This window comes from Streptomyces lydicamycinicus, assembly GCF_000829715.2.
Classification (GTDB): domain Bacteria; phylum Actinomycetota; class Actinomycetes; order Streptomycetales; family Streptomycetaceae; genus Streptomyces; species Streptomyces lydicamycinicus.
The window spans coordinates 328,915-344,533 of the sequence record NZ_BBNO01000007.1 but is presented as its reverse complement, the minus strand read 5'-3'; the positions used below and the strand labels follow the sequence as shown (position 1 = coordinate 344,533).

The 15,619-nt window shown below is 71.8% G+C and carries 14 protein-coding genes; 8 read left to right on the top strand and 6 right to left on the bottom strand.

Annotation, left to right across the window (positions count from 1 at the left end):
* The first annotated feature begins 37 nt into the window (after positions 1-37).
* A complete protein-coding gene (locus TU31_RS23980; RefSeq protein WP_052719029.1) occupies positions 38-904 on the top strand; it encodes an SCO4651 family lipoprotein in 867 nt (288 codons plus the stop codon).
* 35 nt (positions 905-939) lie between these two features.
* Here the strand turns inward: TU31_RS23980 and TU31_RS23975 are convergent, their stop codons facing one another.
* Positions 940-1,812, bottom strand: a complete 873-nt coding sequence (locus TU31_RS23975; protein ID WP_042158877.1) for an SCO6745 family protein — start codon at positions 1,810-1,812, stop codon at positions 940-942.
* A gap of 109 nt (positions 1,813-1,921) precedes the next feature.
* Between TU31_RS23975 and TU31_RS23970 the strand changes: the two genes are divergently transcribed.
* On the top strand, positions 1,922-2,842 hold the full coding sequence (locus tag TU31_RS23970) for a S41 family peptidase (RefSeq protein WP_245698661.1): 921 nt from the start codon (positions 1,922-1,924) through the stop codon (positions 2,840-2,842).
* A gap of 80 nt (positions 2,843-2,922) precedes the next feature.
* Here the strand turns inward: TU31_RS23970 and TU31_RS23965 are convergent, their stop codons facing one another.
* From TU31_RS23965 to TU31_RS23950, 4 genes are all read right to left on the bottom strand, one after another.
* Positions 2,923-3,153, bottom strand: a complete 231-nt coding sequence (locus tag TU31_RS23965) for a hypothetical protein (RefSeq protein WP_042158133.1) — start codon at positions 3,151-3,153, stop codon at positions 2,923-2,925.
* A gap of 2 nt (positions 3,154-3,155) precedes the next feature.
* The gene (locus tag TU31_RS23960) at positions 3,156-3,407 is read right to left on the bottom strand and encodes a DUF6400 family protein (protein WP_042158132.1); all 252 of its coding nucleotides are present in this window, start codon (positions 3,405-3,407) and stop codon (positions 3,156-3,158) included.
* Positions 3,408-3,849: 442 nt separating this feature from the next.
* On the bottom strand, positions 3,850-5,061 hold the full coding sequence (locus TU31_RS23955; protein ID WP_078885927.1) for a PP2C family protein-serine/threonine phosphatase: 1,212 nt from the start codon (positions 5,059-5,061) through the stop codon (positions 3,850-3,852).
* Positions 5,062-5,163: 102 nt separating this feature from the next.
* A complete protein-coding gene (locus TU31_RS23950; RefSeq protein ID WP_042158130.1) occupies positions 5,164-5,868 on the bottom strand; it encodes a TetR/AcrR family transcriptional regulator in 705 nt (234 codons plus the stop codon).
* A 291-nt stretch (positions 5,869-6,159) separates the two neighbouring features.
* On the opposite strand from TU31_RS23950, the gene TU31_RS23945 reads away from it, so the two are divergent.
* Positions 6,160-7,686: an APC family permease gene (locus tag TU31_RS23945; protein ID WP_042158129.1), complete on the top strand. Its 1,527-nt coding sequence runs from the start codon at positions 6,160-6,162 to the stop codon at positions 7,684-7,686.
* A gap of 85 nt (positions 7,687-7,771) precedes the next feature.
* Positions 7,772-9,469: an amidohydrolase gene (locus TU31_RS23940; protein WP_042158128.1), complete on the top strand. Its 1,698-nt coding sequence runs from the start codon at positions 7,772-7,774 to the stop codon at positions 9,467-9,469.
* 115 nt (positions 9,470-9,584) lie between these two features.
* Here the strand turns inward: TU31_RS23940 and TU31_RS23935 are convergent, their stop codons facing one another.
* A complete protein-coding gene (locus tag TU31_RS23935; protein WP_042158127.1) occupies positions 9,585-10,910 on the bottom strand; it encodes an ROK family transcriptional regulator in 1,326 nt (441 codons plus the stop codon).
* Positions 10,911-11,062: 152 nt separating this feature from the next.
* Here TU31_RS23935 and TU31_RS23930 point away from each other — a divergent pair, with 152 nt between their 5' ends.
* Genes TU31_RS23930 through TU31_RS23915 form a run of 4 tightly spaced genes read left to right on the top strand, consistent with a single transcriptional unit; the run spans position 11,063 to position 15,573 of the window.
* Positions 11,063-12,379, top strand: coding sequence for an ABC transporter substrate-binding protein (locus tag TU31_RS23930; protein WP_042158126.1), 1,317 nt, complete (start codon positions 11,063-11,065; stop codon positions 12,377-12,379).
* Complete coding sequence (locus TU31_RS23925; protein ID WP_042158125.1) at positions 12,376-13,299, top strand: carbohydrate ABC transporter permease; 924 nt, start codon at positions 12,376-12,378, stop codon at positions 13,297-13,299. Before TU31_RS23930 ends, TU31_RS23925 begins: the two co-directional genes overlap by 4 nt.
* On the top strand, positions 13,292-14,185 hold the full coding sequence (locus TU31_RS23920) for a carbohydrate ABC transporter permease (RefSeq protein WP_042158124.1): 894 nt from the start codon (positions 13,292-13,294) through the stop codon (positions 14,183-14,185). Before TU31_RS23925 ends, TU31_RS23920 begins: the two co-directional genes overlap by 8 nt.
* Entirely contained in the window at positions 14,182-15,573 is a 1,392-nt protein-coding gene (locus TU31_RS23915) for a GH1 family beta-glucosidase (RefSeq protein WP_042158123.1), read from the top strand. The genes TU31_RS23920 and TU31_RS23915 overlap by 4 nt, the downstream gene beginning before the upstream one ends.
* Positions 15,574-15,619: the final 46 nt, after the last annotated feature.

The window sequence follows — 15,619 nt, the reverse complement described above, 5'->3', positions numbered from 1 at the left end:
TCGCATCTTCGCATTTCCAGGTGTTCATGGGGGAACCATGGCTTATCGCTCCCGCACCGCGTCCCGCTTCGTCGGGGCGCTGCTCACCGGCGCCGTGCTGGGCGGCACGGCGGCATGCACGGCCGACGGCGCGGCCGGGGACCGCTCCGGCGCGTCGCGGCGGCCCGACGCCACCACGGTCGCTGCGGTGCAGCGGGCCGTCACCAAGGGCGCGGGGCTCAACTCCCTGTCGTATCGCGTCGCCGGCCAGGTCCCCGGGCAGGGGTCCGTCAAGGGCAAGGCGTCGTTCAGCCTCCGCCCGCGCGTCGCCGAGATGCGGATGACGGCGTCCGGGGGCGTGCGGGAGGGCGAGTTCTCGGTGCGGCTCGTGGGAGAGGCTGTGTATGTCGGCGGGGGCGGGCAAGCGGCTGCCGTGCTGGGCGGCAAGCACTGGCTCAAGCTCGCCCTGAAGGACCAGGAGGCCGGCGGCTTCGGGGGCATGCAGCGGCAGGCCGACCAGGACCCGGCGGCGCAGGCGTCGTTGCTCCCCGGGTCCGATGACGTCCGGAAGGTCGGCGAGGAGATCGTCGACGGGGTGCGGACGGCGCATTACGCCGGGGTGGTCGAGGTGGCGGAGGCGGCGAAGCAGTCGGCCGGCGAGCGTCCATCGGCCGGCGAGCGCCGCAGCAAGGTCATCGAGCAGTACAAGGAGCTCGGGGTGAGCGAGCTGAAGCTCGACCTCTGGGTCGGTCCCGGCGACCGCACGGTGAAGTTCCGTCAGCGGGCGCGGGCGGCCCAGGGGCCGCTGGACGTGTCCATACGGTTCCTCGACATCGACAAGCCGGTCACGGTCCAGGCGCCGCCCGCATCCGACACCGTGGATCCGGAACAGAAGCTCAAGGAGGCGAGCCGGCGGCTGGGCTAGGCATCGCGAGCCAGGCGGGACTTCGCGGACACGCCTCAGGTGTCGCGGCGTACCGGCTCGTCGAGGTGGGGCAGGCCGATCGGGTTGGGGAAGGGGAGGACATCAGCAGCCAGGATGCGGCGGACCACGGGTTCCAAGCCGTGCAGCAGCCCCTCGGTCTCCGCCTCGGGCAGTGCGCGCAGCAGTCGGCCGGCCAGCCGGTCGGTGGCTTCCTCGATGCGCTCGCGCTCCCGGCGGCCGTGGTCGGTCGCATCGCCGTGTGCGTCCACGAGGCCACGGGAGCGCAGCCGGTCCGCCGCGGCGGCCCACTCCTCCTCGGTCCAGCCGCGGTCCTCCCGCATGGTGTCCTTGGGGACGCGTCCGGACGCGGCGGCCAGGACCAGGGCCTCGCATCCGTCCAGGCCCTCATCGGCGAGCACGGCGTGGTGGGCGTCGCCCCTGAACTCCCGGACCGCCGTCGCCAGTTGCCACAGGCGCTCGACGGGGTCGGCGTGGTCGCACAGCGCGCGGTTGGCGGCGAACAGTGGCCGCGCGGTGGCCGGTGCCTCGTCCACGACCGCTTGGAGCGGAGGCAGCAGTTCGGCCGCCGCGTCGTCCAGTTCGGGGTCGATCCGGCGCAGGGCGTGCGCCGCGCGGCTGCCGCGTTCGTCGAGGACATGTGCCGGGCTGACGATGCTCCAGGCCGCCGGCAGCGCACGGGCGACCATCCCCGGGGCGAAGCCCCCGAGGATGGCCGTGGCCGCCGCGGGCTCCACGGCTCCCAACGGCGCGGTGCGCGAGGCGAAATACCCCATCCAGAAACCCTTGAGACCGAGATCTTTACCCAGGCCACGGCATCGCTCGTCGAAGTAGCACACGGCGTGCAGCGGCTCGGTCAACAGCCAAAGCGATCGTGCTTGCAGCTCCATGCAGCGCACGCTACCGCCGCCCGACGCCGGCCGCAGCACACCGAAGGCGAAGACCGCCCGGTCCGCCGCCCCCGTCGGCGGACCCGACCCGCATCGAAAGGCATCGTCCATGACCGGCAAGGCACACATCGAGGCACCAGCGATGACCGACAACGCGCAGATCATTGACCGTGCCCTCGGCCGGATCGTCGCGGGCTATGTCTTTCCGCAGCGCGCCGAGGAGGTCGACCGGGCGATCCGTGCCCGGCTGGCCACCGGTGCGTACGACGCACTGGGCGGGGCCGCGCTCTGCGAGGCGGTGACCGCGCATCTTCAGGAGGTCTGCCCGGACAGACACCTCAGGCTGCTGTGGCAGGACGAGCCGCGGTCCACCGAGCCCGAGGACGATGACGCGGGCCGCGCCTTCCTCGCACTGCTGCGGGAGCAGAACCAGGGCATCCGGCGGGTCGAGCAGCTCGACGGCAATATCGGCTGCCTCGATATCCGGTGGATCGCCGACGCGGGGGAAGGGGCCCGGGCGATCGGCGCGGCCATGGAGCTGGTCGCCGGCACCCTCGCCCTGATTCTCGATCTGCGGGAGTGCCGGGGCGGCTCGCCCGCGGGGGCCGCGATGTGGTGCAGCTACTTCTTCCCCGACGATCAGGTGCACCTCAACGACTTCTACCACCGCGCCACCGACTCCACGCGGCAGTTCTGGACCCTGTCGCAGCTGCCCGCGCCGCGCTATCTCGGCCGGCCGGTGTACGTCCTCACCAGCGCGACCACGTTCTCGGGCGGCGAGGACGTGGCGTACACCTTGCAGGCGCTCGGGCGGGCCGAGCTGGTCGGTGAGACGACCGGGGGCGGGGCGCACCCCACCGAGCGGCATCCGGTGACCGCGCACATCACCGTCACGGTCCCGACGGCCCGGACGATCAATGCCGTCACGGGTACCAACTGGGAGGGCGTCGGGGTGCGGCCGGATCGTGCCGTGGCGGCCGATAAGGCGCTCGAAACGGCGTATCAGGAGGCGATACGACGCCTCGCGTAACAGGGGGCGGAGCGGCAGGAGGGGCGGGCGGGCCTCGGCCGTCGGCCGACCGTTGCGCCTCAGCCGTCCGCCGTCCGCCGTCAAGCGTCCGTACGGCCGCCGGCTCCGAAGCCCGACTGCCAGGCCCACAGGTGGGTGCAGTTGGGGCACTGGAGGTGCAGCACACTGCCCTTGTTCGACAGGAGGTAGCGCCAGTGGTCGGCGCAGGTGCGGCCGTCGAGGCAGGTTCCGCAATCTCGGTGGTCCTGGCAGCCGGGGCAGGGGACCCAGGCCCGGCGGCCGATATCGGCGGTGGGGTCGAGCGGCAGCATGCTCAGCCCTGACCGGAGGCCGGCAGCACCCCGGCGGCGACCAGCGCGTCGTAGGTGGCCTGCTGCTCCGCGTCCAGGCCGGAGTAGAGGAGCCGGTACGCGTCCGCCTCGCCCTCCATGACCGCGATCGGGTCCCAGGTGTCGCCCAGCGCCGCGAGGACCTCGGTCCGCCGCTGGGTTTCGTGCGCGGTGAGGTCGAACTCGAATGTCCGGTGTTCCGGTATCCGGGGTTCCGAGGTGTTGCGGTCGTTCATGGTGCGCGTCCCATGCCACTTGCGGATGATTCGGACGTGTCTATCAAGTGGGGCGGCACTGAGGAAGCGTCAGAGGGGGCGGGCCTGAGCAGGGGGCCAATGGAGGGGAGGAGTGGTTACAGAGCGTGATGGAGTGAAGGGTTACAGATAGGGGCAATTCGGAAGGGTTGATGGAATATTCATCACGATATGCCCGATATGTGCGTGAATTCATGGCGTGATGAAATTCATCCGTACCAGATCGGCTGCCCGCCGGGGCGCCTGGGCCGCCGGCCCCGTTGACGCGCCCCGCGGGCCGGGCCACGCTCGGGCTTCCAGCCCGCTCCCAGGACGTATTCATGCCCCGACGCATGGCGGCGACCGGGCTCAGCGTTGTCATGCTCGCAGTGGCTGCGCCGGTGGCCGCGGCCGGCACCTCGTACGTCCACCGGGATGTGGCGTACTACAACTGTGGTGGCTGCCCGTCCGGCGAGCGACGCCAGCGGGCGCCTGAACCTTCGTCGTCCGACGGCCGGCCGGGCAGGCGTCGTACCGCGACCGCGGCGGCGTCGTCGCCCAGCCGGCCGTTCGTATGTGCCAGCAGGTCGGTGCGCAGCTGCCGTAGCACCTGCTGCGGGCCGAAGTCGCTCCAGGCGCCGGCCCGCTCGACCAGCGGGTAGAACGTGCCCCTGTCGTCGCGGGCCTCGCTCACCCCGTCCGTGTAGAGCAGCAGCAGCTCTCCGGGCTCGAAGGGGAAGCTCTCGACCTCGTAATCGGGGGCGCCGGGCAGAGCGCCGAGCCCGATCGGCAGCGCGGGCCGCTCCGCCGCCAGGGTGCGCACCCGCCCGTCGGCCAGCAGCAGCGGGGGCGGGTGGCCGCAGGTGATGGTGTCCACGACGGGCCGGTGATCGGGGATGTCCAGCAGGATCACGGTCGCGAAGGTCTCATCGGTGTCGATGTCGGGGCCGGGTGCGGCCTCCGTAGCGGCGGGGTCGGGGGCGGCGTCCGGGGCGGGGTCGGCCGCCGTGTCCGCCACGCCTTCGGCCCCCGGTGCGTGGTGCCACTGGCTGCTGTCCCAGCGGACGGCGCCGTCGAGGTGGATGGCCAGTCTGGGCAGGGTGGCCTCGCGGTGGGCGGCCGCGCGGAAGGCGCCGAGGATCAGGGCGGCATGGCTGTAGGCGGGCAGCCCCTTGCCCCGGACATCGCCGATGATCAGCCGGGTGCTGCTGGTGGTGCGGGCGGCCGCGAACAGATCACCGCCCATCTCCGCCTCCTCCTCTGCCGCCAAATACAGGGAGGCGATCTCCAGGAAGCCGCTGCGCGCGGGCAGCGGCCGGAGCAGGACCTGCTGGGCGACTCCGGCCACCGAGCGGCTCCGGGTGAGCCGGCGCTCATTGCGCTCCCGGACGACGGTGAAGAGCACGACCAGCGCGGAGACCATCACCAGCGCGGCGATCTGGGCCTCCAGGTTCTCGGTGAACAGCACATGGCGCGCGATGCCGATGAACACCTGGGCGGCCACCGCCAGCACACCGATCGCCGCCGTCAGACGGGGCCCGGCGAAGGCCGCGGTGATCGCGGGAGCCGCGACGAGCAGGGGCCCCAGATGGATGTCCGGCGGCGCGAGGACGTCGATGGTGCAGACCGCCACGATGATCCCGACCGGGATCAGCACCAGGACACGACTCAGTTCCCGTCGTCCCCGGAGCTGCCTCGGCCAAGGAAAGGGCATGCCTCATGGTGGCACCGGGGCGGGCGGAATGCCCGGCTCATCCCGTTATCGCGAGCGCTCCGCCGCCTCCTGCCGCATGGCCGCGATGAGCAGATCGAGTGCCGGCTCGACGGCCGAGCCCCCCATGAGCGGCAGCTGCTCCCGTACGCGGTGCAGGCTGGGGTACTCGTCCGCGGGCAGGTTGCCGTACTCGTCCTGCCAGGCCTGTTCGTCCGCCGCGCGCTGGGCGGGGGCCAGCCGCAGGACGCCGGCGTCCACGGCGGCATGACCGAGGGCGGTGTCCACGAGGGTGTGGTAGTGCCGGACGGCGGTGGCGTCGTCGAAGCCGGCCTGGAGCAGCAGACCGACGCCCGTGTCGACGGCGCGCTGCTCATGGGGCCGGCCGGTGACCCGCACGGTGCTGAACACCGCGATCTGCGGATGCCGCAGTGCGGAACGGTAGGCCCGCAGTGCGAGGTCGCGCAGATCGGCGGCCCAGTCGCCGCCGGGCGCGAAGTCGGCCATGGACTCACCGATGAGCCGGTCGGCCAGCGCCAGCAGCAGATCCTCGGTGTTGCGGAAGTAGCGGTAGACCGCGGAGGGGTCGGCGCCCAGCGCCGCACCGAGTTTGCGCACGGTGAAGGCCTGCGCCCCCTGGGCGTCGATGAGTTCACATGCCGCGTCGATGATGAGGTCGGCCGACAGGACCACGCCTGAACTGGTCGGCCGGCGCCGCTTGCGCTCGACCGGGACGCGCTCGCTCTCCGCCACGCCGTACCCCTCCGCTTCGCTCCGCCCCGGCCCCCGGGCCGTTCTCGGAGCCAGTTAATCACCAGGTTACGTCAACACCGTTGACACAAGAATCAACGGCCTGTTTCATCGGCGGACATACACGGACCACCGCGGTGCCGCATCCCGCACCACCCCCTTCCGTACGACGCGGCCTGGCCCCGATCCCGGGCCCGGCCCGCGCCGCCCTGCTCCGCCCCCCGCCCCGCACCTCCCCGTTCCCCCAGGTCCGGCCGAGACCGGCCCGGCCCGCCCGTCCAAGGAGTGAGTGCCATGCCTTCCGCAGTGCAGCAGGACCCCGGCCCACCGAGCATGCGCCGCTCACTGGGCGTGAAGGACGGGGTGGCGATCGCCGCGTCGAGCACCGCCGCGACCACCAGCATCGGCATCGGTATGGGCACCCTGGCCGCTTACGCCGGCCGGCAGACGCCCGCCCTGTTGCTGCTGGCCTTCGTGCCCATCCTCGGCATCGCGCTCTCGTACGCCCGGCTCAATCGCAGCGAGCCGAACTGCGGCAGCGGCTACACCTGGGTGGGCCGGTCGATCGGCCCCTGGCCCGGCTTCCTGACCGGCTGGGTGGTGCTGGTCGGCAACGTGATCTTCATGGCGTACACGGGGGCGGTGACCGGCTCCGTCGTGCTCCAGTTCCTCAACAAGCTGGGCCTGCACAGCGTGTGGGGGCTCCGGCTGGATCCGGCCTCGACCGGTATCAGCACGGCCGTGGGTCTGGTCGCACTGGTCGTCGTCACCGTCACCGCCATCACGGGCGTACGGGCCGCGACCCGGCTCCAGATGGGGCTGCTGATCTTCGAGTACGCGGTTCTGCTGGTCTTCTGCGGCTATGCGCTCTTCGTCGGCGACCAGCCGTTCTCGCTGTCCTGGATCAACCCCTTCGAGATCGGGTCACTGCAAGCCGTGGCCCAGGGGATGGTGCTGGCGGTGTTCTTCTACTGGGGCTGGGACGCCGCGTTCAGCGTCAACGAGGAGACCCGCAACTCCACCGACGCGGCCCGCGGCGGACTGATCGCGCTGGTGGTGATGATGGGTCTGTTCCTCGTCGGCGCGCTCGCGTTCCAGCGGGTGATGAGCACCGGGGAACTCCTGCACAACGGACCGCAGGCGCTCACCTTCCTCGGCGGCGCCCTGGCCCCGGAACCCTGGGCCTCGCTGCCCCTGGCCGCCCTGATGTGCTCCGCCTTCGCCTCGCTCCAGTCGAGCGTCATCCCCACCGCCCGTGGCGCGCTTGCCATGGCCCGCGACCGGACGCTGGGCCCGGTGTGGCAGCGCGTGCACCCGCGCTACGGCTCCCCCGCCGTGGGCACCCTGCTGATCATGGCCATCGCGGCGCTGCTCGCCGTGCTCGCGGTCGGCATCCCCAAGCTCAACGACATGATCCTCACGGCCGTCAACTCGATCGGTCTGACCGTGGCCCTCTACTACGGACTCACCGCGCTCGCCTGTGCGGTGCGCTTCCGGGACAGCCTGCGCGCCGGAGCCGTGCGCGCGCTCCGGGACGTGGTCGTTCCGGCGGCGAGTGCGCTGGCGCTGTTCGGTCTCGGCGGCTATCTCGTCTGGGACTACGCCACCATGAGCGACCACTTCGAGGTGAGCCCGGACAACGGCTGGTTCATGCTGCTGCTCCCCGCCCTGTTCATCCTGGCCGGCCTGGCGACCGCCGCCTGGGCCAAGTGGGTACGCCGTGCCCCGTACTTCCGCACCGGCCAGGGAACGGACGCCGACGCGATCACCCTGCCGATGGACGGGGACGGCGCCCCGCTCCCCAACCCCGTGGAGGGCTGACCACACCCGAAGCGACCCCTGCAACCCAGCCACCGAGCCCCTTCTCCATCCACCACACTCCCCACACCACTGGAGCAGCCACCCCATGGACCTCAGCACCACCCCGGACGCCCGCACCCCCGGCTCCGCCGACGGCGGCCCCGCGGACCTCGTCTTCCTCTCCGGTCCCGTGCACACCGTCGACTCCGCGCGCACACGGGCGAGCGCCGTAGCCGTGCGCGGCGACCGCATCCTCGCCGTCGGGCACGAGGAGGAGGTCCGCCCGCTGATCGGGCCCGCCACGGAGATCGTCGATCTGCACGGCAAGCTGCTGATCCCCGGATTCCAGGACGCGCATGTCCATCCGGTCGGCGGCGGGCGGGAGTTGGCGCTGTGCGACCTGAGCGCGGCGGTCACGGCCGAGGCGTACCGCGAACTGATCAGCGCGTACGCGGCGGCGCATCCGGAGACTGCCTGGATCACCGGCGGCGGCTGGTCCATGGAGGCGTTCCCCGGCGGCACACCGACCCGTGAGTTCCTGGACGCGCTGGTCCCCGACCGCCCGGTGTTCCTGGTCAACCGCGACCACCACGGCGGCTGGGCCAACTCCTGTGCCCTGGAGCGGGCCGGGCTCACCGAGCGTACGCCGGACCCGGCCGACGGGCGGATCGAGCGGGACGCCGACGGCCGGCCGACCGGCATGCTCCAGGAAGGCGCCATGCAGCTGGTGGCCGGCCTGATCCCGGAACCGACGCTCGCCGAGCAGACCGAGGGGCTGCTCCGGGCCCAGCGACTCCTCCACGGGTACGGAGTGACCGCCTGGCAGGACGCGATGCTGGGCCATGCCCCGGGTATGCCCGATGCCACCCCCGCGTATGTGGCCGCCCGGCGCGACGGGAAGCTGACCGCGCGGGTGACCGGGGCGCTGTGGTGGGACCGCGCCCGCGGGGCGGAGCAGATCCCCGAACTCATCGCGCGGCGGGCGGAGTTGACGGCCGGGCGGCTGCGGGCGACCAGCGTCAAGATCATGCAGGACGGCATCGCCGAGAACCACACGGCTGCCATGCTCACCCCCTACCTCACCGCATGCGGCTGCGCCTCCGACAACAGCGGCATCTCCTTCATCGACCCCGAGGCGCTGCGGAGTTACGTCACCGAGCTGGACGCGGAAGGCTTCCAGGTGCACTTCCACGCCCTGGGCGACCGGGCCGTACGCGAGGCGCTGGACGCGGTCGAGGCGGCCCGGCGGACGAACGGGCTGCGTGACACCCGGCCGCACCTGGCCCACCTCCAGGTCGTGCACCCCGAGGACATCCCGCGCTTCCGCCGGCTCGGGGCGACCGCGAACATCCAGGCGCTGTGGGCGGCCCACGAGCCGCAGATGGACGAGCTGACCATTCCCTTCCTGGGGCCCGAGCGCGCCGCCTGGCAGTACCCGTTCGGTGATCTGCTGCGCTCCGGCGCCACCCTGGCGGCGGGCAGCGACTGGCCGGTCAGCTCCCCCGACCCGATCGCCGCACTGCATGTCGCGGTCAACCGCCGTGCGCCGGAGGACCCGCCGTCGGCGCCGGTCTTCCTGCCCGAGCAGCGCATCGACCTGGGTGCGGCGCTCGCCGCGTACACGGCCGGCAGCGCCTACGCCAACCACCTCGATGAGACCGGCACCATCCAGCCGGGGAAGCTCGCCGACCTGGTGGTGCTCGACCGCGACCCGTTCGACGGCGCCGACGAGGAGATCGCCGCGACCCGGGTGCTGCAGACCTTCGTCGGGGGAGAGCGGGTGTACGCGGCCGATGACGCCTGAGGGCGCGGTGTAGCGGGCTCGCCCGTCGGAGCGTCCGGCCGGACCGCGTCCGACGGGCTCCGGCGTCCCGTCCGCGGGCTCGGGCACGGGTCAGGGCGCCACACCGCCGGGCCCGTCAGCCACGCCCCGCCCGTGCCCGCGCCTCCAGTGCGGTACGCCACCCCGGCACCGTCACCCGCTCCCCCGGTTCGAGGGGGGCGGCGCGCCGCCGGCCCCCGTCGGCGAAGAAGGCCGCCAGCGGCAGGGTCGCCGCGCCGACGGTGACGGCGTCGGGTCCGAGCGTGCCGAGGCCGATGGTGACCCGGCCGGCGGGGTGCGCCAGTGAGTAGGCGGTGGCATGGGCGCGGACGGCGGGGAGGAGGTGCGGGCCGAGCTGGAGGCCGGCCCAGCCGCCGATGAGGACCCGTTCGGGGCTGAAGAGGTTGATCAGGCCGGAGATGCCCGCGCCGAGGTACTCCGCGGTCTCGTCCAGGACGGTGCGCGCGACCGGGTCGGCGGCCGGACCGCCCTCCGGTGGGTGGGCGGCGGCGACCAGGGCCGCGAGCGCCGTCTCCTCGTCGGCGTCCGCGGGCGGTTGGCCGCCCGCCTCCTGCCAGCGCTCCAGCAGCGCCTCGGATCCGGTGTACGCCTCCAGGCAGCCGCGGGCGCCGCAGCGGCACCGCCGGCCGCGGACGCTGACCGTCAGATGCCCCCATTCCCCGGCACTGTCGCGTGCCCCGCCGTCGATGACGCCATCGGTGACGAGGCAGGCGCCGACGCCGGAGCCGAAGAGCACGATGGCCGCGTTCCGGGCGCCGCGGCCGCCGCCGAACCACATCTCGGCCTGACCGAGGGCCTTGGCCCCGTTGCTGAGGAAGAAGCCCACCCCGGGCGGGAGTTCGACGCTGCGGTGCAGCAGCTCCTCCAGCGGAACGGCGTCCCACCCGATGGTCTGGCCGTGCACGACCGCGCCGCCGGGCCGGCTCCGGTCGAGGATGCCGGGGACGCCGACGCCGACACCGAGCAGCCGGCCGGGGGACGCCCCGCTGTCCCGCAGCACGGTCGCGATGCCGTCGGCGATATGGCGGACGACCAGGTCCACGTCGTAGCCGTGGTGCCGCAGCGGGAGGTCCGCGCGGGCCAGTTCGCCCATGGCGAGGTCGAAGAGCTCGACCCTGACCCGGGTCTCGCCCACGTCCACCCCGATCAGCGAGCCGCTCCCCGGGGCGACGCGCAGCAGGGTGCGCGGCCGGCCGCCGTCGGATCCGACCACACCGGCCTCCTCCAGCAGTCCGTCCTCGGTGAGTTCGGTGACCACATTGCTGACGGAGCCCGAACTGAGGCCCGTTGCGGGACCGAGTTCCTGCCGGCTCATCGGACCGTCGGCATACAGCCGTTGCAGCACCGCGGTGCGATTGGCCCTGCGCAGGTCACGCACGGTCCGTTGGGTGCGTTCGGCCATCTGGTTCCCCTCCCGGCCGGCCGGTGCCGGTTCTCGCTCTCTTGACGCGCCCTTCCCCCGGGCTTTAACTCACACCCTAAGTTAAGCCATGAGGCTGTTCAGGAACGGAACATGGCCGGCCTTCGGACTCCTCAGAGAGAGGCGTATCCGTCATGCGCATACTCCGAGCCGCGACCGTCACCGCCACCGTTACCGCACTCGCCGCCGTGGCGGCCGGCTGCGGCGGCGGGTCGGGCTTCGGCGGCGGTGGCAGTGACGACTCCCCCCGGTCGCTGACGTATTGGGCGTCCAATCAGGGGCCGAACGTCGAGGCGGACAAGAAGATCCTCGGCCCCGAGCTGAAGAAGTTCGAGCAGCGGACCGGGATCGAGGTCAAGCTGGAGGTCATCCCCTGGCCCGAGCTGCTCAACCGGATCCTGGCCGCCACCACTTCGGGCCAGGGCCCCGATGTGCTCAACATCGGCAACACCTGGTCCGCTTCGCTCCAGGCCACCGGTGCGCTGCTCTCCTGGGACCGGAAGAACTTCGCGGCGATCGGCGGACGCGACCGGTTCCTGGCGCCGGCCCTGGACGCGACGGGCGCGGCGGGCAAGGACCCGGCCGCAGTACCGCTGTACTCACTGGCCTATGCGCTCTACTACAACAAGCGGATGTTCCAGGAGGCCGGGATCAGCAAACCCCCGGCCACCTGGGACGAGTTGGTCGCGGACGGCAAGCGGATCGCCAAGGACGGCAAGTGGGGCCTGGGCGCCGAAGGCGGTCAGCTGACCAACAACATCCACCAGGCGTTCGCCCTCGGCAAGCAGCACGGCGCCGACTTCTTCGACGCCGCGGGCAAGCCCAGCTTCACCTCGGACGGCGCGGTCGCGGCGGTCAAGCAGTACATCGACTTCATGGCCAAGGACAAGATCATCGCCCCGGGCAACGCGGAGTACGGACAGAACCAGTCGCTCAGGGACTTCGCCACCGGCCGGACCGCGATGGTGCTGTGGCAGGCCGCGGCCACCACCTTCAGCGCCGACGGAATGAAGCCCGGCGACTGGGGCGTCGCGCCGGTCCCCGTCCCGTCCGGCACGCCCGGTACCGGCCGGCAGATCAACTCCATGCTCGCGGGCATCAATATCGCCGTCTTCAAGAACACCCGCAATCTCCGGGGCGCGCAGAAATTCGTGCGGTTCATGACGAGCGACGCCGAACAGCGGCTGCTCAACAAGGCCTACGGCTCCATCCCGCCCGTCAAGGCCGCCCAGCGGGACCCGGCCTTCGACCGCAAGGACACCAAGGTGCTGCGCGAAACGCTCACCAAAAGCGCCGCGCCGCTGCCTCAGATCGCCGAGGAGTCCCAGTTCGAGACGTCCGTCGGCACCGCCATCAAGGACCTGTTCGCCGACGCGGCCGCCGGCCACCCGGTGACCACCGCCTCGGTCAAGGCGCGGCTGGCCAAGGCCCAGCAGCAGATGGCGCAATGAGGGGCCGCGCCCGGCTGCGCCGCGTCGGCCTGCCCTATCTCCTGCTGCTTCCCGCGCTGCTTCTGGAACTGCTGGTCCACCTCGTCCCGATGGTCATCGGCATCGTGATGAGCTTCAAGGAACTGACCCAGCTCCACATCGCCCACTGGGGCACCGCCCCCTGGAAGGCGCTGGGCAACTACCGCGTCACCGTGGACTTCGACGCCCCGGCCGGCGCCACACTGCTGCACTCGTTCGTCGTCACCTGTGCGTTCAGCGTGCTGACGGTGGGCCTGTGCTGGCTCCTCGGCACCGCGGCCGCGATCTTCCTCCAGGAGAACTTCCGGGGCCGCGGCCTGCTGCGGGCCGTCTTCCTCACGCCGTACGCCCTGCCGGTCTACGCCGCAGTCATCACCTGGGCCTTCCTCTTCCAGCGGGACAACGGCCTGGTCAATCACGTACTGCACGATCAACTGGGGCTCACCGGCGACCGGCCCTTCTGGCTGCTCGGCGACAACAGCTTCGTCGCGCTGCTCGTGGTCTCCGTCTGGAAGACCTGGCCGTTCGCGTTCCTCGTGGTGATGGCCGCGCTCCAGAGCATTCCGAAGGACCTCTACGAGGCGGCGGCGCTCGACGGCGCGGGCCTCATCCGGCAGATCCGGCGGATCACCCTGCCGTCCTTACGGCCCATCAACCAGGTCCTGCTGCTGGTGCTCTTCCTGTGGAGCTTCAACGACTTCAATACGCCGTATGTGCTGTTCGGCAAGGCCGCCCCGGAGGCCGCGGACCTGCTCTCCATCCACATCTACCAGTCCTCCTTCGTCACCTGGAACTTCGGTACCGGCTCGGCCATGTCCGTCCTGCTGCTGCTCTTCCTGCTGGTGGTGACGGCCGGCTACCTCCTGGCCACCTCGCGCGGAAGGAAATCCGCCGATGCGTAGCCCCGTTGCCCGCACGCCCCGCCCCGGTGGCCGCAGGCGCTCCCCCACCGCTCCGCCCCGCACCTTCCTCTGGACCCGGCGGATCTTCCTCACCGCGCTGACCGGCTTCGTCCTGCTCCCCGTGTACGTGATGTTCAGCAGCTCGCTCAAGCCCCTGGAGGACGTCTCGGGCGCCTTCCGCTGGCTGCCGAGCGAGCTGACCGTCCGTCCGTACCTCGACATCTGGCACACGGTGCCGCTGGCCCGGTACTTCCTCAACTCGCTGATCGTGGCGGGCTCGGCCACCGTCTGCTCGGTGCTCGTCGCGGTCTTCGCGGCCTACGCGGTGAGCCGCTATCACTTCCGCGGCAAGCGGATCTTCACCGTCACGGTCCTGTCCACCCAGATGTTCCCGGGCATCCTCTTCCTGCTCCCGCTCTTCCTGATCTACGTCAACATTGGCAACACCACCGGTGTCGCCCTCTACGGCTCCCGCGGCGGGCTGGTGCTGACCTATCTGACGTTCTCCCTCCCCTTCTCCCTCTGGATGCTGACCGGCTACTTCGCCTCGGTGCCGCGCGAGCTGGACGAGGCCGCGTACGTGGACGGCTGCGGTCCGCTCGGCGCGCTCTTCCGCGTCGTGGTGCCGGCCGCGCTCCCGGGGATCATCGCGGTCGCCGTGTACGCCTTCATGACGGCCTGGGGCGAGGTGCTGTTCGCCTCCGTCATGACCAACGACACCACCCGCACCCTCTCGGTCGGCCTCCAGGGCTATGCCACCCAGAACGACGTCTACTGGAACCAGGTGATGGCCGCTTCCCTGGTCGTCAGCGTCCCGGTGGTCGCCGGGTTTCTGCTGCTCCAGCGCTATCTGGTGGCCGGGCTCACCGCCGGAGCCGTCAAATGACCCCCGCCGAAAGGAACTCCGTGAGCGACCGGATCGACTTCGCCGCCCTGCCGGACGGCTTCACCTGGGGCGTGGCCACGTCGGCGTACCAGATCGAGGGAGCGGTCGCCGAGGACGGCCGCGGCCCGTCCATCTGGGACACCTACGCCCACACCCCGGGAATGATCGACAACGGCGACACCGGTGACCGGGCGTGCGACCACTACCACCGCTGGCGCGCGGACATCGGCCTGATGCGTCAACTGGGCGTCGGCGCCTACCGGTTCTCCCTCGCCTGGCCGCGGATCCGGCCGGACGGGGACGGCCCGGTCAACGCCGCGGGCCTGGCCTTCTACGACCGGCTGGTCGACGGGCTCCTCGAAGCGGGCATCGCCCCCTTCGTCACCCTCTACCACTGGGATCTGCCGCAGGCCCTCCAGGACCGGGGCGGCTGGCCCGTGCGGCAGACCGCCGAGCACTTCGCGGCGTACGCCGCCGTGGCCGCCGGGAAGCTCGGCGACCGCGTCTCCCACTGGGCCACGCTCAATGAGCCGCTGTGCTCGGCCTGGATCGGCCATCTCGAAGGCCGGATGGCGCCCGGCCACACGGATCTCACCGCGGCGGTGCGCGCCTCGTACCACCTGCTGCTCGGGCACGGTCTGGCCGTCCAGGCGATCCGGTCCGCGGCGCCGGACGCCCGGATCGGCCTCGTCAACAACCTCAGCACCGTCGAGCCCGCCACCGGGTCCGAGGCCGATGCCGCGGCGGCCCGGCGGATGGACGGGCACACCAACCGCTGGTGGCTCGATCCGGTGCACGGCCGCGGCTTCCCCGAGGACATGCGCGAGGTGTACGGCGTGCCGCTGCCGGAGCGCGCCGGTGACCCGGAGATCCTCGCCCGGCCGCTGGACTGGCTGGGGCTGAACTACTACTTCCCGGCCGTGGTCGCCGCCGATCCGGACGGCCCTCCCCCGTTCGCCCGCCCGGTGCGCCGCCCACAGGCCCCCCGTACGGGCATGGACTGGGAGATCGACGCGGACGGCATCGAGACCCTGCTGCTGCGGCTGACGCACGAATACGGGGCACGCACGCTGTATGTCACCGAGAACGGCTCCGCCTATCCGGACATACTCCGCCCCGACGGCACCGTCGCCGACCCCGAGCGCACCGACTATCTGCACCGGCATGTGGCGGCCTGCGCCCGCGCGGCCCGTAAGGGTGCCCCGCTCGCCGGATATTTCGCCTGGTCACTGATGGACAACTTCGAATGGGCCTACGGCTACGACAAGCGCTTCGGCCTGTTCCATGTCGACCGGGCGACCCAGATCCGCACCCTCAAGGACAGCGGCCGGCACTACGCCGGGCTGATCCGCGGCCATGCGCGCCGCGGCGCCCCGCCCCTGTCCTGAGCCGTCCCCGCCCGGCGGACCGGCCCCCGCACCCTGGCCGGGGCCG

Coding starts and splice junctions, on each gene's coding strand:
- TU31_RS23980 (WP_052719029.1), top strand. CDS start 38: ATGGCTTATCGCTCCCGCACCGCGTCCCGCTTCGTCGGGGCGCTGCTC.
- TU31_RS23920 (WP_042158124.1), top strand. CDS start 13,292: ATGCGTAGCCCCGTTGCCCGCACGCCCCGCCCCGGTGGCCGCAGGCGC.
- TU31_RS23960 (WP_042158132.1), bottom strand. CDS start 3,407: ATGAACGACCGCAACACCTCGGAACCCCGGATACCGGAACACCGGACA.
- TU31_RS23945 (WP_042158129.1), top strand. CDS start 6,160: ATGCCTTCCGCAGTGCAGCAGGACCCCGGCCCACCGAGCATGCGCCGC.
- TU31_RS23965 (WP_042158133.1), bottom strand. CDS start 3,153: ATGCTGCCGCTCGACCCCACCGCCGATATCGGCCGCCGGGCCTGGGTC.
- TU31_RS23940 (WP_042158128.1), top strand. CDS start 7,772: ATGGACCTCAGCACCACCCCGGACGCCCGCACCCCCGGCTCCGCCGAC.
- TU31_RS23975 (WP_042158877.1), bottom strand. CDS start 1,812: ATGGAGCTGCAAGCACGATCGCTTTGGCTGTTGACCGAGCCGCTGCAC.
- TU31_RS23915 (WP_042158123.1), top strand. CDS start 14,182: ATGACCCCCGCCGAAAGGAACTCCGTGAGCGACCGGATCGACTTCGCC.
- TU31_RS23970 (WP_245698661.1), top strand. CDS start 1,922: ATGACCGGCAAGGCACACATCGAGGCACCAGCGATGACCGACAACGCG.
- TU31_RS23935 (WP_042158127.1), bottom strand. CDS start 10,910: ATGGCCGAACGCACCCAACGGACCGTGCGTGACCTGCGCAGGGCCAAT.
- TU31_RS23925 (WP_042158125.1), top strand. CDS start 12,376: ATGAGGGGCCGCGCCCGGCTGCGCCGCGTCGGCCTGCCCTATCTCCTG.
- TU31_RS23930 (WP_042158126.1), top strand. CDS start 11,063: ATGCGCATACTCCGAGCCGCGACCGTCACCGCCACCGTTACCGCACTC.